Consider the following 22,655-nt stretch of genomic DNA (forward strand, 5'->3'; position numbering starts at 1 on the left):
AAGTCACCCCCTCCAGGGCAGAGCACCCGTCGAAATTCTACCGATGTATCTCCTGCCGCCTCCCACACGCAACATCTTCCGACCTTGTCGGTGCCGCGGATTAGGGTGTCAGCTATGCGCATTGGAGCACACGTTCGCGACGAAGGCGATCCGATCGGATTCGGCGAGAAGCTCGGCGCCGAGGTCATCCAGATGTTCGTAGTCGATCCGCAGAGCTGGGACAAACCGCAACCGCACCCGAAGGCGGCCGAGATCCTGGCCAGCCCGATCGACGTGGTCGTGCACTCGTCCTATCAGATCAATGTGGCCAGCCTGAACAACCGGCTGCGGATGCCCTCGCGCAACGCGGTCGCCCAGCAGGCGAAGGCAGCCGCCGAACTCGGCGCGTTCGGCCTGGTCGTGCACGGCGGGCACGTGCGCTCCGACGCCGAGATCGACACCGGAATCGACAACTGGCGCAAGCTGTTCGAACGCCAACAGGACAAGGGCGGTTTCGCCGTGCCGATCCTGATCGAGAACACCGCGGGCGGCAACCACGCGATGGCACGGCACTTCGACTCGATCGCCCGGCTGTGGGACGCCGTCGGCGACTACGGTGCCGGATTCTGTCTCGACACCTGTCACGCCTGGGCCGGTGGTGAGGAACTCGTCGGCGTGGTCGAGCGGATCAAGGCCATCACCGGCCGGATCGACCTGGTGCACCTGAACTCCTCGCGTGACGAGTTCGACTCCGGCGCCGACCGGCACGCCAACTTCGCCGACGGCACCATCGACCCGCAGCTGCTGGCCGAGGTCTGCCGCACCGCGGGCGCCCCCGTCATCCTCGAAACCCCCGTCGACGGTGTCGCCGACGACCTGGCCTACCTGCGGGAAACCCTGGGCTGAGGACGTTTCGGATCAGCCGGAGAGAAAACCTGTCTGTTCGAGTGCGTTCGCGGTGTGCTTGACGCCTACCCCGAATCCACAACAGACAGAGGTGATCCCCCATGACGGTCGACCAGGCCACCCTGACCGTGACCAAGCTCGGCGCCCACATCGGCGCCCAGGTCGACGGTGTGCGCCTCGGCGGTGCGCTGGACGCGGCGACCGTCGCCACGATCCGGCGCGCACTCAACGAGCACAAGGTGATCTTCTTCCGTGGTCAGGACCACCTCACCGAAGACGGTCAGCACGAGTTCGCACAGCTGCTCGGCAGCCCGACCACCCCGCATCCCACGGTGAAGTCGCAGGGTGTGAAGAGCCTGGCCATCGACTCCGAGAACGGGCGCGCCAATTCGTGGCATACCGACGTGACGTTCGTCGACCGGATCCCGAAGGCGTCGATCCTGCGGGCGGAGTACCTGCCCACCTACGGCGGTTCGACGACCTGGGCGTCGACGGTGGCCGCCTACAACTCGCTGCCCGAGCCGCTGAAGCTGCTCGCCGACAACCTGCGCGCGGTGCACACCAATGTGTACGACTACGCGGCGAAGAATGTGGAGCCGCTCCGGCCGAAGTCCGAGCAGTACCGGGCCGAGTTCCAGTCGACGTACTTCGAGACCGAGCATCCGGTGGTGCGCGTGCACCCGGAAACCGGGGAGCGTGCCCTACTGCTCGGGCATTTCGTGAAGAACTTCGTCGGTTTGTCGACCAGCGAATCCCAGGCATTGTTCCGCTTGTTCCAGGATCGGGTGACCCGGCTCGAGAACACCACCCGCTGGAACTGGGCCGACGGCGACGTCGCCATCTGGGACAACCGCGCCACCCAGCACTACGCGATCGACGACTACGACGACCAGCCGCGCCGCCTCACCCGGATAACCCTGGCCGGCGACATTCCGGTCGGTGTCGACGGACAGCCCAGCAAGCCACTGCAGGGCAACGCCGAGCACTACTCGATCATCGAGGAAGTCGAGCTGCTGGCCAGCTGAGCCCGACGGCCGGGCGACACGCTAGAGTCGGCGGGGTGGCGGATAAGTGTATTCGGCCGTTGGACGGTGTTCGGGTCCTGGAACTCGGCAACTACGTGGCCGCTCCCACCGCCGGTCGTATCCTCGGTGATTTCGGTGCCGAGGTCATCAAGGTCGAACGGCCCGGCACCGGCGACGAACTGCGGAATTGGCGGCTCTACGGCGGCGACACCTCCATGCTGTATCGCACGGTGAACCGCAACAAGAAGTCGATCGTGCTCGACCTGCGCACCCAGGCGGGCCGCGACGTCGTGCTCGACCTGCTCGCGCACTGCGATGTGCTGCTCGAGAACTTCCGGCCCGGAATGCTGGAGAAGTGGGGACTCGGGCCCGACGTGCTCGAGCAGGTGAATCCGAACCTGGTCATCACCCGGATCTCGGCCTACGGGCAGACCGGTCCGATGGCATCGCGGCCGGGTTTCGCCGCCGTGGCCGAGGCCGTGGGTGGGCTGCGTGAACTCGTCGGCGATCCCGATCGGCCGCCGGTGCGCGTCGGGGTGTCCATCGGTGACTCCATCGCGGGCATCTACGCCGCGTTCGGCACCGTCATGGCCCTGTTCCAGCGCGAACGCATCGGCCGGGTGCCCCAGGCCGAACGCATCATCGACGTGGCGCTCAACGAGTCGATCCTGTCGGTGATGGAGTCGCTGGTGCCCGACCATCTGGCCTACGGCATCAACCGGGAACGGGTCGGCGGCCGCATGGAAGGCATCGCCCCGAGCAACGCCTACCCGACCAGCGACGGCTTCAGCATCATCATCGGTGGCAACGGCGACGCCATCTTCCAGCGATACATGCAGGTCATCGACCGTCCCGACCTGGCCGCCGACCCGGAACTGGCCGACAACGCGGGCCGCTGGCGCAATCGCGAGCGCCTCGACGCGGCCATCGCCGAATGGACGGTGCGCCACACCAGGGACGAGGCGCTGAAATTGCTCGACGCCGCGGCCATACCGTGCGGTCCCATCTACACCGCGGCCGATATCGTGGCCGACGAGCAGTACCGAGCAAGAAACATGATCCAGTCGTTCCCGGTCGAGGTGGGCGAGCCCGAACCCAAACAGGTGGGTTTCACCGGCATCGTCCCCGTGATCGGGGGTGAGTCGCTGCCGATCCGCAATGTCGGCCCCGACCTCGGCGAGCACACCAGGGAGGTGCTCGGTGGGCTGCTGGGGATGACCGACGATCAGATCGACGCGCTGGAGGCATCGTGACCAGACGAGTACACGGTCGGCGCCGCCCGCCGGTGCGCAGCAAGTGGGAACCGCGCGGCCCGGGCCATGTGCGTCCGACGGTGCACCCGACTCCGGCAAGTGTCGGTGACAAACCGTGCGGCGGGGTGATGTGCGTGCCGACGCAGGAACCGGAGCACCGGCGATGACCGCGCTGCTGCGCGACGTCACCCTGCGTGACGGGTTGCAGCTCACCGGCAAGGTGCTGCCGGTGGAGTACAAGATCGACGTGGTGCGCCGGTTGCTGGCCGCCGGTGTGACCGCGCTCGAGATCGGTTCGATGGCCCGCCCCGATCTGGTCGCGCCGATGGCCAACTCGCTCGAGCTGATCGCCGCCCTCACCCCCGACGAGCTGGCGAAATGCTGGGTGTGGGTGGCCACGCCACGGCATGTGCAGAAGGCCGCCGAGGCGGGGGCACGCAACTTCCAGTACTGCTTCTCGGTGTCGGACGCCCACAACAAGGCCAATATCGGGCGCGACACCGAGACCTCGGTGGCCGCCATGCCCGACGCCATCCGGCTGGCGCAGGAGGCGAACGGCTCGATCCAGCTGTGCCTGGCGACCAGCTTCACCTGCCCGTTCGACGGACCGGTCGATCCCGAACGGGTGCTGGCCATCGCCCGCGACCCACGCACCGAAGGCGCCACCGACATCGTCCTCGCCGACACCCTCGGCCAGGCCGCGCCCGGCCAGGTGAGCGCGCTGGTCGCAGCCGTGCGCGACACCACCCCGCCGCGCCGCATCGTCTTCCACGGGCACGACACCTGGGGCATGGGCGTGGCCAACACCCTCGCCGCGATCGAGGCGGGCGCGGGGATGGTCGACGGTGCCCTCGGAGGCCTCGGCGGGTGCCCGTTCGCACCGGGTGCCAGCGGCAACACCGCCACCGAGGACATCCTGTTCGCCACCCGCCCGTCCTGGTTCGGCCCCGAGAAGCTGGCGCGGCTGGTCGGACTGACCGAGGAGTTGCTCGGCGAACTGGGCGAACCCAACCGCTCGCGCACCGCCGAGGGCGCACGGTCGAAAGCCGACGCCTTCGAGTGGGTCATCCGGTAGGTATCGGGGGGATCCCGGATGGCGCCGGTGACGGTCGGCCGCCAGACTGGACACCATGACTTCACACCCCATGGGGACCGAGGCCGTCGAGTCGGCGGCCGCTACCGAGATCGCCGCTGCAGCACAGGACCTGGTGAAGCTGTACGGCTCGGGAGATACCCAGGTCAAGGCCCTCGACGGGGTGTCGGCCGACTTCGCGCGCGGCGAGTTCACGGCCATCATGGGACCGTCCGGTTCGGGCAAATCGACCCTCATGCACTGCCTGGCCGGCCTCGACAGCGCCAGCGAGGGCGAGGTCCGCATCGGTGACACCGCGCTCACCGGTCTGTCCGACAAACAGATGACCGCGCTGCGCCGCGACCGCATCGGATTCGTCTTCCAGGCGTTCAACCTGGTTCCTACGCTCACCGCGCTGGAGAACATCACCCTCCCGCTCGACATCGCGGGCCGCAAGGCCGACCAGGACTGGCTCGACACGGTGGTGAAGCGGCTCGGGCTCGCCGACCGGCTCACCCATCGGCCGAGCGAACTGTCCGGCGGTCAGCAGCAGCGCGTGGCGTGTGCCCGCGCCCTGGTCGGCAAACCGGAGATCATCTTCGGTGACGAACCGACCGGCAACCTCGACTCGCACTCCTCCGGTGAGGTGCTCTCGATCCTGCGTGCCTCGGTCGACGAGTTCGGCCAGACCGTCGTGATCGTCACCCACGACCCGCGCGCGGCGGCCTACGCCGACCGGGTGGTGTTCCTCGCCGACGGCCGCATCGTCGACGAGCTGCGCGATCCGACGCAGGACTCGATCCTCGACCGGATGAAGGCGCTGGAGACCAAATGAGTAGCCCCATGCGCAAGGTTGCCTTGCGTAATCTTGCCGCGCACAAGGTGCGGTTGGCCTTGACGGTGCTGTCGGTGGTGCTGGGCACCGCGTTCATCTCCGGGTCGTTCGTGTTCACCGACACCCTGCAGCGCACCTTCGACGGAATTTTCGCAGGCCAGGCCCAGGGCGTCGATGTGCGCGTGGGCCCGAAGGACCAGCAGTCGCTCGGCGTGCCGAACAATATCGTCGCCGCGCTGGCCAAGGCCGACGGTGTCGAACGCGTCGCCCCGGCGGTGAACGGCCCGGTCGTGCTGCTGCAACCCGACGGCAAGAAGGCCGTCCAGACCGGTGGCGCACCGAGTTTCGGCCTGTCGTACCTGCCGCCGGACCAGGCCGTCGAGGAACCGGAGAAGTTCGTCGCGGGCGCGCCGCCGTCGCAGACCGGCGAGATCGCGCTCAACACCGGCGGTGCCGAGAAGGCCGGGCTGAAGGTCGGCGACAAGACCAAGGTGCTCGTCCCGTCCAAGGGCGACCCGTTCGAGGTGACGCTCACCGGCATCTACGAGATGCCGGGCGCCGAGGGCGGCGGGGTGGTCGCGGTGATGTTCACCGAACCGCAGGGCCGCAAGCTGTTCACCGACGGCAACTACGTGGCCTACGCCGATATTCGTGCCGCACCGGGTGTTTCGGCCGACGACCTGCGCAATCGGCTCGCCGTCGGCCTGCCGAACCTGAAGGTGCAGAACTCCGACGAGGTCCGCGAGGACATGAAGAAGGAGATCTCCGAGGCGCTCACCTTCATCAACTACTTCCTGCTGGCGTTCGGTGCGATCGCGCTGATCGTCGGCACGTTCATCATCTACAACACCTTCTCGATGATCGTCGCGCAGCGGTTGCGTGAACTCGCGTTGCTGCGCGCGATCGGGGCCAGCCGTCAGCAGGTTGGCCGGTCCGTGGTCGCCGAGGCCGTCGTGATCGGGCTGATCGGCAGTGCGATCGGCTTGGCGGCGGGTATCGCGCTGGCGTTCGGGTTGTCGGCGTTGCTCAATGCCTTCGATCTCGGTCTGCCGACCGGTTCGCTGACGGTGTTGCCGCGCACCGCGATCGTCGCCCTGCTCGTCGGGTTGCTGGTGACGGTGGCCAGTGCCTACGCACCCGCCCGCCGCGCCGCGAAGGTGCCGCCGGTGGAGGCCATGCGGTCCGAATTCGCCAGCGCCGGTGAGTCGTTGCGGGTGCGTACCGTCATCGGTGCGGTGCTCGCCGTGGCGGGCGGTGTGCTGGTGTATCTCGGTGCGCAGGGCACGGGCAAGAGCGCGGCGATCACCGTCGGAGTCGGTGCGCTCGGCTTGATCCTGGCCGTACTGCTCGCCGCGCCCGCGCTGTCGCGGCCCGTGGTGGTGGTGCTCGGTGTGCTGACCCGGCCGTTCGGGCCGATGGGCCGGATGGCGCGCAACAACGCGGTGCGCAACCCGCGCCGCACCGCCGCCACCGCCTTCGCCCTGACGCTGGGTCTGATGCTGGTCTCGGCCATCGGCATCCTCGGCGCGTCGGCGAAGACCAGCGTGGACGTGCTGATCGACAAGGGTGTGAAGGCCGAATACGTGCTGGCCGGTCCGCCGATGATCGGTGCGGCGATCGGCGCGGTCGACGCGGTGCGCCAGCAGGTTCCGCAGGTCAGTGATGTCACCGGCATCCGGGCGGTCGGGTTCCGGCTCGGTGACGAACGGGCCGGGGCGACCACGCTCGACGGGCCGATCGACCCGGTGATGGACATCGAGATGCGGGAAGGCTCGAGCACCATCGCGGAGAAGGGCATGCTGGTCGGCGAAACCGAAGCGGCCGACCGTGGTTGGGAGCTCGGCGAGAAGGTGACCATCACCAGCCTCGACAACACCCAGCTCGAGTTGACCGTCGGCGGCATCTACGCCGACTCGCCCCTGCTCGGTTCGATGGTCGTCGACCCGCGCCTCTACGAGCAGTTGATGCCGCAGAAGTTGCGCACCAACGTGATCGTGCTGGTGAAGGCGGTGCCGGGCGCCGATCTCACCGCCATGCGGGCCAACCTCGAGAAGGCCACCGAGCCGTTCGCCGTGGTTCAGGTGCAGGACCACGAACAGTTCAAGGGCGCACAGGGCCAGCAGATCAATACGCTGCTCGCCATCCTCTACGGTCTGCTCGCCTTGGCGGTGGTGATCGCGGTGCTCGGCATCATCAACACCCTCGCCCTGTCGGTGGTGGAACGTCGCCGGGAGATCGGCATGCTCCGCGCCGTCGGCACCCAGCGTTCGCAGATACGCCGCACGATCTACCTGGAATCCATGTTGATCGCGATCTTCGGCGCCATCGTCGGACTGCTTCTCGGTGTTGCCCTCGGCGTCGGATTCCTGCGCACCTTGCGCGATATGGGCATCGATCAGATCGATATCCCGTGGTCGCAGTTGGTGGCGATGTTGATCGCCTCGGGTGTGGTCGGTGTGCTGGCGGCGGTGTGGCCGGGTGTGCGGGCCGCGCGCACGCCACCGCTGGCGGCTATCGCGGATCTGTAGGAGCAGCAAGCATTTTCGGGCCTTCGGAGACACTTTCCGGAGGCCCGAATGCTGTGGCTGCACGCTCGGCTCCAGGGGACCGGCTCAGTGGCATGCAGGTCGGCGACGCATGCTGGTCTGCACTCCGAGCGGCCGCTGGGGCTCGACCACCGCGTCCGTGCCGAGCCGACGCCGGTGCCGTGTCGTCCGCGATCGCCTGCGGTCAGGCCGGGTAGGTGGTGGACCAGTCGCGGGTGGGCCGGCCGTGTTCGTCTCGTGGTGGGGTGAGGCCGAATTCGGTGCAGTAGTCGGTGGCCAGGCGTTCGAGGACCGGGCGGGCGTCGACCGTGCGCGACCAGCGATGCGGCAGGGCGCCGCGGCCGTAGCGCGCGCCGAGCAGACTGCCCGCGATCGAGCCGGTGGCGTCGCTGTCGCCGGAGTGGTTCACCGACAGCAGCAGCCCGGTGCGGACGATCACGTGCCCGGGTCCGCCGACCGTCTCCGCCGCCAGCATCGCGTACACGGCGATCGCGAGAGCCTCGGGGCCGATCCAGCCCTCGCCCAGGGTCTCGAGGTCTTCGGGCCTCGGCACGCGCGCGGGCCGTGCGGTGCGGGTGGCCAGGGTGATCGCCGCGTCGAGGGCGGCCGTGGTCTCCTCGTGGTGCGGGTAGGTCGCGAGTTCGGCCAGTGCCCGGTCCAGCGCGGCCTTGGTGCCGACTCCCCGGCTCATCTGGTAGACCAGTGCCGCCAGCACGCCTGCGGGCAGCCAGCCACTGGGGTGTCCGTGGGTGAGAGCTGCCGTGTCGCAGCCCAATTCGAAGATGGCGGTGAGGGCGGCACCGGAACGGTCGGCGGCGTAACCGAATCCGCACGGAGCCGACCGCATCAGCGCGCCGCTGCCCTTGGAATTGTTGATCGGCCGGTCGCGGGTGCCCAGCGGGTTCGTCGGCTCCCGCCGCTCGGCCACCGCGCGCAGCGAGGTGTACACCGAATTCGCGACGCCGCGCTGTTCGACCAGCTCGCGATGACCGGCCAGGGAGCTGTGCAGGGCGGTCGGTTGTTCGGGCAGTTCACCCACCTGCCCGCGCAACCACACGAGCATCCCCTGCTGCAGCAGACCGAGCGTCGCACCCCCGATGCCCTTGGCCCGCGCACGCACCGAACCCCGGATGAGGGCCTCCACGGTGAACGCGGTCAGCTGCGTCTCCTCGGAGATCCGGAGCTGGTCGGCCTCGTCGGTCACCCCGAGGTAGCCGTACTCGTCGCGGATCGTGCGCAGGGACATGGTCTCGATCGGCGCACCGAGCGCGTCCCCGATCGCGCCACCGATCAGGCAGCCGTGCACCGCGTTCAGCCATTCGGCCGGACCTTGCGACCGAGCGGTACCGGTGCGCTGCGCGTTGCCACTGTCCGAGTGCGGTTTTTGCTGGGCAGGGGATGCGTGCGATCGCGATGGCGAACCATCGGCGGTGCCGGGGTGGATCACCGGGGACACGATCGGGTTTGCGGTGGGTGTTTCCGTTCCGGTGGCGGGGCGAGCGGCCGCGTGGTGCACGGGCCTGCTGACGGCGGTGGGGTCGCTGCGACGGTGTGTCTGCGGGTAGTCACCGGTGTGCGGCCGCACTGCCGGTTGCTGACCCGTGTGCGGGGGTCGGCGGAGTGCTTCGGTGAGCGCGGTCGCGAAGGCGGTGCAGGTGGGGAAGCGGTGGGCCGGGTTCTTCGCGAGGGCTTTGGCCAGGACCGCGTCGACAGCGGCGGGGAGGCTGGTACGCCGCGAGCTCGCCGACGGTGGTGGGGCGTTGAGGTGGCCGAGCATGACGGTGGCGGGGTTGGGCGCGTCGTAGGGGCCGGCGCCGGTGAGTAGCCGGAAAACGGTGCAGGCCAGGGAGTATTGGTCGCCGCGTCCGTCGAGTGGTTCGCTGCTGAGCTGCTCCGGGGAAGCGTAGGCGATGGTGGCGGTGAACTGGCCGGTGCGGGTCAGGCCGCCGGTGTCGTCGAGGAGCTTGGCGATCCCGAAATCGGTGAGCACCACCCGTTCGTCGAAACCCGCGCCGACGCCCGCCGTGCGTGAGAGCAGGATATTGGCCGGCTTCACATCACGGTGCAGCACACCCTGGCGGTGCGCGTAGTCCAGCGCGCCCGCCGTCTGGGTGACGATCTGGGCGATGCGGTCGGTCCCGAACTCCGCCGCCGGAACCGCCGCCGCGTCCGTTCCGTCGACGAACTGCATGGCGATCCAGCACCGTTCGTCCTCGACGCCACGGTCGTAGACGGTGATGATGTTCGGGTGATCGAGCTGGGCGATCACATCGGCTTCACGCTCGAACCTGGCCCGGATCTCGGTGTCGGCGAACAACTCCCGATGCATGAGCTTGAGCGCGGTGAGGCGTGGCAGCCTGCGGTCCTTCGCCGCGTACACCGAGCCCATCCCGCCGCGCCCCAGCTCTCGTTCGATGACGAAACCGGCGAAAACCGCCCCGCGCCGCACCATCGCTCACCCCGTTCACCGAATCCGATCGTTGGCAGCCTAATCGGTCGCGTGCCTTCGCCGAGTCGTTGTCACACCGCCGGTGCGTGGGTGTGCGCCCACCGGGTGATGTCGCCGCGGTCGAGCGCGGTGGCGAGCAGGTCGGGGAATTTGTCCGGTGTACAGGCGAAAGCCGGGATGCCGAGCGCCGCGAGCGCCGCCGCGTTGTCGTGATCGTAGGCAGGCGCGCCTTCGTCGGAGAGCGCGAGCAGCACCACCACCTGCACGCCCGACTCCTTCATCGCATTGCACCGGCGCAGCATCTCCTCGCGCACCCCGCCCTCGTAGAGGTCGGAGATGAGCACGAACAGGCTGTCGGTGGGCCGGGTGATGAGCGATTGGGAGTAGGCGATGGCGCGATTGATGTCGGTGCCACCGCCGAGCTGGGTGCCGAACAGCACGTCGACCGGGTCGCTGAGTTGCTCGGTGAGATCCACGACCTCGGTGTCGAACACCACCAGGGAGGTCTTCAGCGACCGCATCGAGGCCAGCACCGCGCCGAACACCGAGGCGTAGACCACGCTGGCCGCCATCGACCCCGATTGGTCGATCGCGAGCACCACGTCGCGCTGGATCGCCTGCGACTTGCGGCCGTACCCGACGAGTCGCTCGGGCACGATGGTTCGGTGTTCGGGCAGGTAGTTCGTCAGGTTCTTGCGGATGGTCCGGTCGAAGTCGATATCGCGCAGTTTCGGGCGGTGGGTGCGCGCGGCCCGGTTGACCGCGCCCGACACGGCCGCCACTGTCTTGGCCGCGATGCGTCGCTCGATCTCGCGCACGACCTTCTCCACCACCATGCGGGCGGTCGCCTTGGTGGTCTCGGGCATCACCCGATTGAGACCGAGCAACGTACCGACCAGGTGCACGTCCGGTTCCACCGATTCCAGCAGTTCCGGTTCCAGCAGTAGCTGGGTGAGGTTGAGCCGCTGCACCGCGTCGCGTTGCATCACCTCGACCACGGTGGCGGGAAAGTAGGTGCGGATGTCACCGAGCCAGCGCGCCACCCGGGGCGCCGAACCGCCCAGCCCGCCGGACCTTTTCGCCGACGTGCCGGCCTCACCGGTGTTGTACAGAGCGCTCAGTGCCTGATCCATGGCCTGATCCGCCCCCGACCCCAGTCCGCCGAGTTGTTCCTCGGCGGCCGAGCCGAGCACGAGACGCCAACGGCGCGCATGAGTTTCGTCGTTACCGGTCATGGTTGACGCTCCTGTTGATCGAGCCGGGTTCGTCGGGCGGGGTGAGGGATCGCGCCTCGAGACGCGATGTCCGGAGATCGTGGAGTGGTGGCCGAAGCGACGCGCGTACCCCGCTCGTCGTACGGGCGGCTGTTGCCGGGAAGACGAAGACTGCGCTCATCCGGCGGCGCCGAGAATGGTCGCGGCGGCGCGCAGGGCCAGCTGTCCGCGTGCCGGGTCGACAGCCGTGGCGTTCGCGGCGGTGGCCGGTGCGGGGCCGGTGTCGCGCAGGGCTTGACCGATGGCGCGGCGTTCGCCCGATTCGAAGGAACCGAAGGTGCGGCGCAGCAGGGGCAGGGTGGCGACGAACTGGTCTTCGGGGAGCTCGCGCAGCCAGTCGTCGATGCGGCGCAACAGGTCTCGGTCGTGGACGAGCAGGAGTCCTCGGCCGCCGAGGAACCCGTCGATCCAGGCGGCCTTGGCCGCGGGGGTGTTGCCCACCGACAAGGCGGCCGAGAGCCGGCGCGCCGAATCGGCGTCGTCGATGCGTTCGGCGTCGCACAGCAGCCGAACGGCGCGCCCGCCGATGGCGCCGTGCACGTCGTCGCGATCGGCGATGCGGTGCAGGGTGGCCAGCCACTCGGTGGTCGAGCGGGCGTCGTCGCGGGTGCTGACGGCGGTGTGGGCGGCATCGATCTGACGGCGCAGCGCCTCGGCGGCGTCGGTGTCCAAGCCGGTCACCGCACCGGGGAGACCGGCACAGATGCGCACGAGCAGGCCGTCGGCCACGTGCTCGAGCGCCTTGGTGTCGGTGCCGCGCACGTCGCCGTAGCGCAGGGTGCGGGTCAGGCCGGGCAGGGCGCCGAGCAGGTGGGTGACGTCGTGGTCGAGGGCGGCGGCCGCCTCCAGGCGGGCGATCAGGCCGTCGGTGGCGCCGCCGAGGTCGGCGAGCAGCGCCGTCTCGAGCGCGTCGGCGAGTTCGGTGACCGACACACCGTCGCGGCTCGCGGTGTCGAGGATCTTGGCTTCCGCCGCCGTGCGCAGGGTGGTGCCCCACACGGCGGCTTCCACGATGCGCACCTCGAACTCCGGTTCCCAACGCAGCGACCAGGTTTCGCGGAAGGTGCCGGTGCTGCGCACCTCACCGACGGTCGGGGTGCCCCACTCGATGCCGAGCAGCCGCAGCCGGTGCAGCAGGTGCGAGCGTTCGACGTCGCGTTCCTTGCGCAGATCGAGGTCGACCGTGCGGATGAGGGCTTCCTGCTTGAGCCGAAGGGTTTTGATGCGCGCCCGCAGATCGGCGGCCAGCGGGACGGTCGGCGTGTTCTCCGGCACCGCACCGAGCGTTTCGCCGACGACGAGCTCGTCGACGACCAGCCGCAGCATGGTCTCGTCCCCGCCGCACATCACCGACCGCACGGCCTCGGTGACCTCCGACAATCCGGCCAGCGGTCTGCCGCGCAGCGCGGCGAGCGTGTCGGCCAGGCGAACCGACTCGATGATGTGCGCGCTCGACACCGGCAGATCGTGTGCGCGCAGCACCCCCGCCACCTTCGTCAACCACCGCGCCACCGGCCGCTCGGTCTCGGTGAACAGGTGGTGATACCAGCCGGGTGAGGTGACCCCGGCCCCGTACCCCGAGCCCGATGCCAACCGGGAGTGCGTCCACGGCACCCAGGTCAGAGCGGCTTTCGTCTTCGGAAGTCCCTTCAGCAGACGCATGTCCGGCGCCGCCGGACCCAGCGGCCCTACCAGCGCGGGCGCATGCCATGCCCCGCACACCACCGCCACCCGACGAGCCCCGCCCTTGAGCACCTGCCGCATCGTCTGGCGCATGTACGCCTCGCGTCGCAAGGTGTGCTCGTCGACCACCAGCGGCCCGGCGCCCACCGCTTCGGGCAGCAGGTGCTCGAGCCCCGCACTCTCCACCGATTCCCTTTCCGACGACGTCAGCGGATCGGTCGATGTCGCCAGGTCGTCCGCTTCGGTGCGGGTCGCGGGCTGGTCCGAGCTGATCGGCGTGGCGGGTTCGGTTCGGCCTGTCGGCGTCTCGTGATCGTCCGAATCGGTCCCCGCTGCGCAGTCGATCGGAGGTGTTGATTCGTCTGTGCCTGCCGGTGCATCCTGGTCTGCCGAGCGGGTCGGCGCCGTGGGTGCGGCCGGGTTCGTGCTCGTCGGGGCGTCTTCGCGCAGGGCCGCCATGGCTTCGGTGATGGCGTCGAAAGCAGCGGTGTCGGGGACGGATTCGACGACCGCGTCCCACCAGCGTTCGGCGTCGTCGAAGCCCGCGGCCGAAGCGAGGGCCGCCAGGGGGTCGGTGCGGTCGACGCGGGTGTCGTCCTCGATGGCGAGGACATTGGTGGCGGGCAGATCACAGAAGCGGACCGGGACACCGTTGTCGACGCCGTAGCGCATGGCCTGCCACTCCGGGGAGAACACCGCGAAGGGCCAGAAGGCGGCTCGGGCGGGCGAATCCGGGACGTAGGCCAGCAGGGCGACCGGTGGGCTCATCGTGTCGGCGGCGACGAAACCGACGAGCGGATCGGCGTCGGCGGGCCCCTCGATGAGAATCGTGTCCGGCCGGAACTCCTCGAGCGCCTGCGCCAGCGACCGTGCCGACCCCGGCCCGTGATGACGGATACCGAACACCCGCGTCACGGGTTCACCGGCCGCCGGCTCGTCCCGTGCGTGATCCGGCCGGGTACCGCCTATTTGTTCGCTCATCGAAAACCCCATGTGTGCTGTGTGATCCGTCCTCCCCGTCGCGCGGGTGTCAGCCGGCGATGTCGCGGCAGGCGCGGTAGAAATCGGCCCAGTCGGGGCGTTCACGGACAACGGCCTCGAGGTATTCGGTCCAGATCACCGCATCGGCGACCGGGTCCTTGATGACCGAACCGAGGACGGCGCCCGCGATGTCGGAGGCGCGAAGCACACCGTCACCGAAGTGGGCCGAGAGGGCGAGACCGTTGGTGATCACCGAGATCGCCTCGGCGGTGGACAGCGTGCCCGACGGCGACTTCAGCTTCGTTCGCCCGTCGGCGGTGATGCCCGATCGCAGCTCACGGAACACCCGGACCACGCGCCGCACCTCCTCGGCGGCGGCCGGGACCGTCGGCAACTCCAGTGCCGCACCGAGCTGCTCGACCCGGCGGCTGACGATCGCCACCTCGGAATCCTCGTCGGCGGGCAGCGGAAGCACGACGGTGTTGAAACGACGCCGCAGCGCCGAGGACAGATCGTTGACACCCCGGTCGCGGTCGTTGGCGGTGGCGATCACATTGAAACCCTTGGCCGCCTGCACCTCCGCACCGAGCTCGGGGACGGGCAGCGTCTTCTCGGACAGGATGGTGATGAGCGCGTCCTGCACATCCGAGGGGATGCGGGTCAATTCCTCGATCCGGGCGATCGCGCCGGTACGCATGGCCGTCATCACCGGCGACGCGACCAGCGCCGCATCGCTCGGTCCCTCGGCGAGCAGCCGTGCGTAGTTCCAGCCGTATCGGATGGCTTCCTCCGCCGTGCCCGAGGTGCCCTGCACCAGCAGGGTCGACTCGCCACTGATGGCCGCCGAAAGATGCTCCGACACCCAGGTTTTCGCGGTACCGGGCACACCGAGCAACAGCAGCGCGCGATCGGTGGCCAGCGTCGCCACGGCCACCTCCATCAGCCTGCGGGGACCGACGTACTTGGGGGTGATGACCGTGCCGTCGGCCAGCGTGCCGCCGAGCACATAGGTGACCACCGCCCACGGCGACAACTTCCACGACGGCGGACGCGGCCGGTCGTCGACGCGCGCCAGCGCGGTGAGCTCGTCGGCGAAGGCCTGCTCGGCGTGCGGGCGCAGCAGGGTGGTTGCGGATTCGGTCGTCGTCATGACAGCTCCTCGAGCATGGTGGCGCGTTCGGTGAGATCGGTGGCGAGGGTGCGGAAGGCCTGATGCCAGGCGGGGTCGTCGGTGGCCTCGGCAAGCGCGGTGACGCGCGCGGCGAGGCCGACGGGGAGGTGCACGCCTGCCGCGGTGAGCAGGGCGCGGTCGGTGTAGACACCCGCACCGGAATGCGGGTGACGTGCCGTGGTGCGGGCGCGTTCGCCGAGCAGTCGCAGTATGTGGGTGGCGACCCGGTCCGGCCAGGGATGTTCGAGTCCGGGCAGGATCGCGTGTAGTTCGGTGAGCTGGTGCGCGTCCAGGTCGAGCACGTGCTCGACACGGTCGGCGGGATCGAGCAGCGTGAACAGCTCCCGGCGGCGTAGCACCGCCTGTTCGGTCGGGGTCGCCCCGGCGAAAAGCTCACGCGCCCAGATGGTGTCGCGGGCGGCGAGGGTGGCGTCGACCCAGCCGTCGACGATCGCCTTGGCATAGCGCACAGGCAGTGTGAGTGCGAGTGCCGTCGCGGCGGTGGTCTCGGGGCTGGTGCCAAGGATCCGCGTCCACGCCGACAGCGGTGCCGCGGCGATCACCTGGTGCAGGGTCTGCACCGATGCGTCGGAGGTGTCCCAGCGCAGCTTGGGCTGTTCGGTGCCGTCGGTGATGCCGTCGCGGCGGGCTTGCGCACCCACGTCGGCGGGGACATCCACCTCGAGCCCACCGTCGGAGCCGACCCGGACCCACGCCGTGAGCAGCGCGGTCATCCTGGCGCCGTAGGCGGAATGGGGAAGCCTGACGAGCAGACCGGCGGCAGTCCGGCGTACGTCGCCGCGCCGGTCGTCGAGCGCCCGTTCCAGGAGGTCTTCGTCGGCGGCGGTCGCACCGATGCCGAGCAGGCCGAGGAGTTCGGCTTTGATCGGCCCCGATTCCTTGGGCCACGCGCTGGTCAGCACCTCGAGCCCGCGCGCCGGGTCGACCCGGCGAAGGTTGGCGAACCAGTCCTTGCGCTCACCCGGAGTGCCGAACAGCCACACATCGTCCGAGGCGGCGACCTCGACGGAATCGCCGTCGACCACAGGCGAATCCGCAACGGTTGGATCATCGGTCGACGATTCGTGGCGGGACGCGCCGCTCTCACCGGAAAAGGCTCGGTCGACGGGAAACTCGTCGACCAGCTTCGACCAGGCAGGATTACGCGCCGCCAGCCACCGCCCCCGTCGCCCGGCCAACCGCAGTAGCGGATCCCGCAGCGCGGGATCCGAGGCCGCCGACAAGGCCTGCACACACAGCACCTCGGGCAATCGGAAGTCGAACGGCTCGGCAGCGGCGAACCATTCGGGAAGGAACGCCGACTTCTCCCGGAGCAGGCGGCCGAGCCGATCGGCCGACCGCCGCGGCAGCAGTGGACGCGGATCATCCAGCGCGGGTTCCGGCTTCGGCGCCGTACCGGGTAGGCGCCCACCTCGCAGGTACAGATCCTGCAAGGCGGCAGTCTCGAGGAGTTTGGTCGCGGTATCCCCACCACGCTGCGGCACCGCGCCCGCGACCGCCGGATCGAGATGCACACCGTCGAGTCCACGGCGAGCGGTACCGAGCAAGGCGATCGAAACCAGTTCGGCCAGTTCGGGACTCGCGGCGGAACCGGTGGGGAACTCGGTTTCCAGGTCGTGCACCTCGCCGGCGCTGAACACCGACACCGGGTCGAAACCCTCGGCCGACCATTGACCGGTCACCGTCACCGGATGACCACCCGACACCGCGGCCAACCGCCACGGCCGGACCCCGGTGGGCAGGGGCAGCGCGGTGCCCTCGGCATCGACCAGATGCCAACCGTGCTCATCGATGGCAGGAACCACATCGGTGAGCAGCGCCGGAACAGAACGCACCAGCGGGTCCTCGCTCAGCGCGGTGGCGTAGGCGTCGAGCACATCGCCGATCGTGGTACCGGCGGCCGGGACGGTCGTGAACGGTTCGGGCGCACCGTGGCGGGCGCCCCATTGCACCCGCAGCGGTACAGGGCCGGGGTAGTAGTGCAGTTCCGCGTCGACCTCGTTGCCCGGTGCGGGCACCTCGCCGGTGAAATTCGGTGTGCCGAAGGAGTGTTCGATCAGCAGCGCCCAGCGGCCGCCGGCACGGCCACGCAACCAGGTGCGTCGCGCGTAGAGCCGTTCCTCCTCGCTCACCCGCATGCCGAGCACCTGCCAACGGTCGCGCACCGCCGGTTCGGCGAGCACGGTCTCGGCCTGCACCGGATAGCCGATGTGGGAGCGGATGCCGGCCTGCAACGGTTCCGGCAACGCGTCGAGGGTGCGGTGGGCGAGGACGAGCAGATGCAGCCGGGCGTATTCGCGCAGCAGCAGCTCGGGCCAGTGTTCGGTGGTGGCCACCGCCGTGGGCAGCCTGCGCAGTGCCTCCGCGATCCGGGGTGCCTGGGCATCGACCATGCGCGCCGCCACGGCCTCGTAGGCGGCATAGGAGCGGTCGGTCTGGGCGAGGCCGGTGCGAATCTGGTCGGTGAGCCACACCTGCAGCTCGGCCAGCCCCGCCGACACCCGACCGCGCCGCTGCTCGACAGCCGCGGCCGACGGCGCCGACTTGGCCTTCGGCGCTGCGGTGGCTTTGGCGGCCCGGCCCGCGAGCCACTCGGCCGCGAAGTCGGCGGGCGCGTCCCGCGTGGGCACCGCGCCGCTCGACCACGCCAGCAGCAACGACAGGGCGTGCTTGCAGGGAAACTTCCGGCTCGGGCACGAACACTTGTACGCGGGGCCGGAGAGATCGACGATCGTCTGGTAGGGCTTGGCCCCGCTGCCCTGGCACAGCCCCCACACCGCGTTCCCCTCGGCGCCGGTGTCGCGCCAGCGACTCGCCAGCTTGCGCGCGGCAGCCACCGAGCTCGCATCGGGTGCGAGCGCACGGACCTGGTCCTCGGTCCACAGCGCGGATGTGTCGGTCATCGGTTCCCCCGTTCTCTGTCGCGGAAATATCTACCCGAGCCCACCGACAACTTCGCCCGTTCACGGTGAAGGACCTGGAAAACCCTGGTGCCGTGGAAAATTCGCGCCTCACCTCTTGCTGTGTGGGGTGAACTCTGGCATTCTGACCTGTTCGGCTCGACCGGACCGCCCGGGCCGCTCAACGCAGCGTAGCGCGGGTGAGAGCACCTCATCGAGCTGCCCGCCGGGGTGGGCGAGGGGTGGACATCGAGGGCCGGTCGCGGCGCCACGATGGCCATTCCACTCCCGCGGGCAGATTCGCTGGGGCGCAGCGCATCCCCTGGGCGAACGCCCGGCGATCGGGTAGCGTTTCGGGCACAGTTGCGCTCGGGGCGTGAAGGGGGGTGTCGCCAGTGTGCTCGGACCGCATCACCGAGGTGGTCGCGCGCGAGCTCGCCGCCGACCCGGCTGTGGAGGACCGGGTCGCCGATTGCGTGCTCGCGGCGCTCACCGAGGTCGACGATGCCGCCGACACCGCCGATGCCGGTGACACGGGCGTCTTCCTTCGCGCCGTCACCGTGCACGGCTTCCGCGGCATCGGCCCCACCGCCACCCTCCGGCTGAATCCCGGACCCGGTCTCACCCTGGTGGTCGGCCGCAACGGCAGCGGGAAATCCAGCTTCGCCGAGGCCGCCGAATTCGCGTTGACCGGCGGCAATCGCCGCTGGGACGGCCGCACCAGCGCCTGGCGCGAAGGCTGGCGCAACCTGCACGAACCCGATCTCGCCCGGATCGAGGTCGAGCTGCTCACCGGCGGCGGTGCGGTCACCGTCGCGACGCACTGGGCACCCGGCGCCGAGCTCACCGACGCGCAGTGGACCGAACGGCGCGGTGACGCCCCGCCCGCCGTCGTCGACCCGGCGAGCAGGCGCCAACGCCTCGACCTGTATCGCCCGTTCCTGTCCTACAGCGAGCTCGGCGCCCTCGTCGACGGCAAACCGAGCGACCTGTTCGACGCGCTGCACCGCCTCCTCGGCCTCGACCAGCTCGCCGCGGCGGCCGAGAGCATCCGGCTACGCAAACTGGAACTCGAACGCGCCGTGAAGAACTCGCGGCAGGACCGCGTCGACCTGCTCGACGAACTCGTGCAGGTCGACGACGAACGTGCCGACCGCGTGGCCGAGCTGCTACGTGACCCGGATCCCGACCTCGACGCCATCGCCGCCGAGGTGGCCGGATCGGTCCTCGGCGCCGAAGGACCCGACGGCCTGCGCGCCATCCTTCGCCTGTCCCTGCCCGACTCCGCAGCGGTCGAAGGCGTAGCCGACCGACTCGCTCGTGCGGCCACCGACCTGGCCCGTCATGCGACAACCGACGCCGAGTCCGATCTCCGTGTGCTCGAACTACTCACCCGCGCACGCGAACACGCCACCGCCGCGGGTAGCTGCCCCTGCCCGGTCTGCGGCCGAGGCGATCTCGACGCCGACTGGCTGGCCGCGGCCGACTCGGAGATACTCAGGCGCAGTGCGGATCTCGATGCTCTGCGATCGGCCCGAACGGAACTCGAGTCCGCCCTGGCCGAGGCTCGCGCCCTTCTCCGGCCGGTTCCCGACGAGCTGATCTACACGGAATCCACGTTCGCGCAGGACTCGAACACGGCGTCCGACGACGCACCGATTCCCGCGTCGTCGCTGCCCGTACCCGACCGAGCGCAACGGGCCGACTCGACCGGGGACGGACGTGCTCTCGACGCACCGAGCGCGAGGCCGGGGACTTACGGAGCGCAGGCTCGGGCCGGTTCGTTGAGCGAGCGCCGCCAGGCCGTCCTACGACGGTGGGCCGCGTGGGCCGCACTCGCCACCGTCGACCACGACGAGCTGATCGACCGCCTCCGCACGACCCACCAGGACCTCGCCGCCGAACTCGCTGCCCTGCAACGCGATGCACGCATCGAACTCGAACGCTTGGACGCGGTGTGGTCGCCGCTGGTCCCACGCATACTTGCCTGGCTCGACCCGGCCCGCGCCGTCGCGGCCGACGCGGGCGAGCTGCGAATAGTGCGCAAAGCCGCCGAGTGGCTCAAGTCGGCGACAACCACCATCCGTGGCGAACGGATGCGGCCGCTGGAGGCGACGGCGCGGTGGGTGTGGAGCACCCTGCGTCAGCAGAGCAATGTGGAGCTCGGGGCGATCCGGTTGCAGGGCAGCGCGGGCACGGCGCGGCGGGTACTGCTCGATGTCACCGTCGACGAGGTGGACGGCGCCGCGCTCGGCGTGATGAGCCAGGGCGAGCTGCACGCGCTCGGGCTCTCGCTGTTCCTGCCGCGAGCCACGGTGGCGCACAGCCCCTTCCGGTTCGTGATGATCGACGACCCGGTGCAGGCGATGGACCCGGCCAAGGTCGACGGACTGGCCCGGGTACTCGCCGAGGTCGCCCTCACCAGGCAGGTCGTCGTCTTCACCCACGACGAGCGCCTCGCCGAAGCCGTGCGCCGCATGCAGCTCGACGCCACCGTGCTCGAAGTACAGCGCCGCGAACGCTCCGTCGTCGAGGTCCGGGTGACCGGCGACCCGGTGCGCCGTTACCTCGACGACGCCCGATCCCTGCTGCGTACACCGCAACTACCGCCCGCGATCGCCGACGAACTCGTCGCCACCTGCTGCCGTTCGGCCATCGAGGCCGCCGGGCTGGCCAAAGCGCGCCACGAGCTGCTCGCCGCCGGGCTCGCGCACGGCGAAGTGGAGCGCCGGGTCCGCAACGCGCACACCACGCGCGCCATGATCACCCTGGCCATCATGGGGCCCCGTGCCCGCGTGGACGACCTGAACAAGCACCTCAGCGCTGTCGGTGGGCGCTGGCTCGTCGGGGTGTTGCGTGACGCCACCGCGGGCGCCCACGTGCCGATCGACCGGCCGATGCGCGAATTGATCAGCGATACCGAACGATTCATCGCCTGGCTGCGCGCCCACGAACCGGCGATGGTGCGGTCGTGAACGGGGATCCGGTCCGGCCTGGTCGCGCATTCGACCACCTCCTCGGTGTAGCGATGCGGCTACACCGTGCGCGCCGCCGGGGACGACCCCAGCTCGGGCGCGGCGTCGCCCCCAGGTGCCGGGTGGCCGAGAGTCGTGCGGCAAGGCCGGCCGGGAGGCGTTGTGCGGCAAGGCTGGTCGGGCCGTGGTGAACCGTCGTGGCAGGCCGCGGCGGGCCGAATTCACCCCGCGTCCTTCCGTCGTCGAGCGGTTGGCGGCCGCCGACGACCTGCTGAACGGGTCGGTCTCGGACGCCGGGGGAGTGTGGTCGCGGGCCGTCGCCTGGATCCTGCGGTTGGCATTGGAGCAAGCCGTGGACGAACTGTGGGCCCAGATCGCACCGGAACTCATGCGCTGCCCGATGCGCGCCCAACTGCTCGCCCTTCGGGTCTATGCCGGTCCCGAAACCGCAGGTCAGGTGGGTGCGCTCTGGGCGGCGCTCTCGCGCGCGGCCCACCACCTCGACTACGAGATGGCGCCGAGTGTCACCGACCTGCGCCGCTGGCGCGACCAGACGACCGAACTGTGGCGGGCCCTGGAACTGGTCCCGTTGACGCACCAGACCTTCGGCTGAGCACGGTCGGCGATCGGCCGCCCGCACGCACCCGGCAGGATGACCCCATGGGTGAAGCGAAACCATGTCCGTGCCGGCGCGGCGAACCGTTCGATGCCTGCTGCGGCCCGATCCTGGCCGGTGCGCGCGCGGCGGCGACCGCTGAAGCCCTCATGCGCTCGCGCTACACCGCCTACGTCGTCGGCGACATCGACTACCTGCTGCGGTCCTGGCACCCGGACACCCGCCCGAAGGACCTCGAACTCGATCCCGACCAGCGCTGGTTGTTCCTCGAGATCGTGCGCACCGAACGCGGCGGACCGTTCGACGACAACGGCATCGTCGAGTTCATCGCCCACTACCGGCTCGACGGCACACGCGACAGCATGCACGAGGTGAGCACCTTCGTCCGCGTCGACGGCGCCTGGGTGTACCTCGACGGTGTGTTCGCGGCCTGAACCGGGGATACTGCACCGGTGGCCCGCATCGCGATCGAATACTGCACCCAATGCCGCTGGCTGCTGCGCGCGAGCTGGATGGCACAGGAACTGCTGAGCACCTTCGGCACCGACCTCGCCGAGGTGGCGCTCGTGCCGGGGGAGGGCGGCGTCTTCCGGATCACCCTCGACGGCGATCAGCTGTGGGAACGCAAGGCCGACGGCGGCTTTCCCGAGATCGCCGTGCTCAAGCAGCGGGTTCGCGACCGGATCGCACCCGAACGCAACCTCGGGCACGTCGACCGGCGCGACTGATCAGCAGCAGCCGCCCCCACCACAGCATCCGCCACCCGCGGGCTGTGCCGCGGGCATCGGCGCGGCGCCGCGGCTCACGGTGGCGAAGGTGGTCAGCAGTTTGACGGTGTCGTCGTGGCCCGCCGGGCAGGACGCCGGATCCGAGGACTGCGCCATCGGCCGGTTCACCTCGAACGTGTCGCCGCAGGAGCGACACCGGAAGCTGTAGTTCGGCATGCGGCAAGTGTAGGTCGCCACGGCC

At 69.7% G+C, this 22,655-nt stretch carries 16 protein-coding genes; 10 read left to right on the forward strand and 6 right to left on the reverse strand.

The features are described 5' to 3' along the window. Positions 1-114 precede the first annotated feature (114 nt). The 6 genes from ACWEVR_RS02760 (at position 115) to ACWEVR_RS02785 (ending at position 7,598) form a co-directional block, all read left to right on the forward strand. The gene (locus ACWEVR_RS02760; protein ID WP_067491328.1) at positions 115-885 is read left to right on the forward strand and encodes a deoxyribonuclease IV; all 771 of its coding nucleotides are present in this window, start codon (positions 115-117) and stop codon (positions 883-885) included. Positions 886-986: 101 nt separating this feature from the next. Then, complete coding sequence (locus ACWEVR_RS02765) at positions 987-1,910, forward strand: TauD/TfdA dioxygenase family protein (protein WP_452465558.1); 924 nt, start codon at positions 987-989, stop codon at positions 1,908-1,910. 50 nt (positions 1,911-1,960) lie between these two features. Further along, on the forward strand, positions 1,961-3,163 hold the full coding sequence (locus ACWEVR_RS02770; protein WP_357149375.1) for a CaiB/BaiF CoA transferase family protein: 1,203 nt from the start codon (positions 1,961-1,963) through the stop codon (positions 3,161-3,163). A 163-nt stretch (positions 3,164-3,326) separates the two neighbouring features. After that, positions 3,327-4,238, forward strand: a complete 912-nt coding sequence (locus ACWEVR_RS02775) for a hydroxymethylglutaryl-CoA lyase (RefSeq protein ID WP_452465559.1) — start codon at positions 3,327-3,329, stop codon at positions 4,236-4,238. A 55-nt stretch (positions 4,239-4,293) separates the two neighbouring features. Next, the gene (locus ACWEVR_RS02780) at positions 4,294-5,070 is read left to right on the forward strand and encodes an ABC transporter ATP-binding protein (RefSeq protein ID WP_452465560.1); all 777 of its coding nucleotides are present in this window, start codon (positions 4,294-4,296) and stop codon (positions 5,068-5,070) included. An 8-nt stretch (positions 5,071-5,078) separates the two neighbouring features. Beyond that, a complete protein-coding gene (locus tag ACWEVR_RS02785; RefSeq protein WP_452465561.1) occupies positions 5,079-7,598 on the forward strand; it encodes an ABC transporter permease in 2,520 nt (839 codons plus the stop codon). Between the two features lie 202 nt (positions 7,599-7,800). Here the strand turns inward: ACWEVR_RS02785 and ACWEVR_RS02790 are convergent, their stop codons facing one another. The 5 genes from ACWEVR_RS02790 to ACWEVR_RS02810 form a co-directional block, all read right to left on the reverse strand. Further along, positions 7,801-10,068 carry an ADP-ribosylglycohydrolase family protein gene (locus tag ACWEVR_RS02790; protein WP_452465562.1) on the reverse strand — a complete coding sequence of 756 codons (2,268 nt, stop codon included), beginning with the start codon at positions 10,066-10,068 and terminating at the stop codon, positions 7,801-7,803. A gap of 68 nt (positions 10,069-10,136) precedes the next feature. Then, positions 10,137-11,300: a VWA domain-containing protein gene (locus ACWEVR_RS02795; RefSeq protein WP_452465563.1), complete on the reverse strand. Its 1,164-nt coding sequence runs from the start codon at positions 11,298-11,300 to the stop codon at positions 10,137-10,139. Positions 11,301-11,456: 156 nt separating this feature from the next. Then, the gene (locus tag ACWEVR_RS02800; protein ID WP_452465564.1) at positions 11,457-14,003 is read right to left on the reverse strand and encodes a DUF5682 family protein; all 2,547 of its coding nucleotides are present in this window, start codon (positions 14,001-14,003) and stop codon (positions 11,457-11,459) included. Between the two features lie 49 nt (positions 14,004-14,052). Continuing rightward, on the reverse strand, positions 14,053-15,153 hold the full coding sequence (locus ACWEVR_RS02805) for an ATP-binding protein (protein WP_067637501.1): 1,101 nt from the start codon (positions 15,151-15,153) through the stop codon (positions 14,053-14,055). Then, a complete protein-coding gene (locus ACWEVR_RS02810; protein WP_452465565.1) occupies positions 15,150-18,098 on the reverse strand; it encodes a DUF5691 domain-containing protein in 2,949 nt (982 codons plus the stop codon). Before ACWEVR_RS02810 ends, ACWEVR_RS02805 begins: the two co-directional genes overlap by 4 nt. A 392-nt stretch (positions 18,099-18,490) precedes the next feature. Here ACWEVR_RS02810 and ACWEVR_RS02815 point away from each other — a divergent pair, with 392 nt between their 5' ends. From ACWEVR_RS02815 to ACWEVR_RS02830, 4 genes are all read left to right on the forward strand, one after another. Continuing rightward, positions 18,491-21,070 (forward strand): AAA family ATPase, encoded by a 2,580-nt coding sequence (locus ACWEVR_RS02815; RefSeq protein WP_452465566.1) that lies wholly within the window; start codon positions 18,491-18,493, stop codon positions 21,068-21,070. Between the two features lie 184 nt (positions 21,071-21,254). Next, positions 21,255-21,683 (forward strand): hypothetical protein, encoded by a 429-nt coding sequence (locus tag ACWEVR_RS02820; RefSeq protein WP_452465567.1) that lies wholly within the window; start codon positions 21,255-21,257, stop codon positions 21,681-21,683. A 47-nt stretch (positions 21,684-21,730) separates the two neighbouring features. Continuing rightward, entirely contained in the window at positions 21,731-22,120 is a 390-nt protein-coding gene (locus tag ACWEVR_RS02825) for a YchJ family protein (RefSeq protein ID WP_452465568.1), read from the forward strand. An 18-nt stretch (positions 22,121-22,138) separates the two neighbouring features. Then, a complete protein-coding gene (locus tag ACWEVR_RS02830) occupies positions 22,139-22,414 on the forward strand; it encodes a SelT/SelW/SelH family protein (RefSeq protein WP_452465569.1) in 276 nt (91 codons plus the stop codon). Here the strand turns inward: ACWEVR_RS02830 and ACWEVR_RS02835 are convergent, their stop codons facing one another. Further along, on the reverse strand, positions 22,415-22,630 hold the full coding sequence (locus ACWEVR_RS02835) for an FmdB family zinc ribbon protein (RefSeq protein ID WP_452465570.1): 216 nt from the start codon (positions 22,628-22,630) through the stop codon (positions 22,415-22,417). Positions 22,631-22,655: the final 25 nt, after the last annotated feature.

The organism is Nocardia sp. NPDC003979, assembly GCF_053605015.1.

Excerpts from the sequence above, each read along its gene's own strand:
- ACWEVR_RS02760 (WP_067491328.1), top strand. The coding sequence starts at position 115 with ATGCGCATTGGAGCACACGTTCGCGACGAAGGCGATCCGATCGGATTC.
- ACWEVR_RS02765 (WP_452465558.1), top strand. The coding sequence starts at position 987 with ATGACGGTCGACCAGGCCACCCTGACCGTGACCAAGCTCGGCGCCCAC.
- ACWEVR_RS02775 (WP_452465559.1), top strand. The coding sequence starts at position 3,327 with ATGACCGCGCTGCTGCGCGACGTCACCCTGCGTGACGGGTTGCAGCTC.
- ACWEVR_RS02780 (WP_452465560.1), top strand. The coding sequence starts at position 4,294 with ATGACTTCACACCCCATGGGGACCGAGGCCGTCGAGTCGGCGGCCGCT.
- ACWEVR_RS02785 (WP_452465561.1), top strand. The coding sequence starts at position 5,079 with ATGCGCAAGGTTGCCTTGCGTAATCTTGCCGCGCACAAGGTGCGGTTG.
- ACWEVR_RS02790 (WP_452465562.1), bottom strand. The coding sequence starts at position 10,068 with ATGGTGCGGCGCGGGGCGGTTTTCGCCGGTTTCGTCATCGAACGAGAG.
- ACWEVR_RS02795 (WP_452465563.1), bottom strand. The coding sequence starts at position 11,300 with ATGACCGGTAACGACGAAACTCATGCGCGCCGTTGGCGTCTCGTGCTC.
- ACWEVR_RS02800 (WP_452465564.1), bottom strand. The coding sequence starts at position 14,003 with ATGAGCGAACAAATAGGCGGTACCCGGCCGGATCACGCACGGGACGAG.
- ACWEVR_RS02805 (WP_067637501.1), bottom strand. The coding sequence starts at position 15,153 with ATGACGACGACCGAATCCGCAACCACCCTGCTGCGCCCGCACGCCGAG.
- ACWEVR_RS02810 (WP_452465565.1), bottom strand. The coding sequence starts at position 18,098 with ATGACCGACACATCCGCGCTGTGGACCGAGGACCAGGTCCGTGCGCTC.
- ACWEVR_RS02825 (WP_452465568.1), top strand. The coding sequence starts at position 21,731 with ATGGGTGAAGCGAAACCATGTCCGTGCCGGCGCGGCGAACCGTTCGAT.
- ACWEVR_RS02835 (WP_452465570.1), bottom strand. The coding sequence starts at position 22,630 with ATGCCGAACTACAGCTTCCGGTGTCGCTCCTGCGGCGACACGTTCGAG.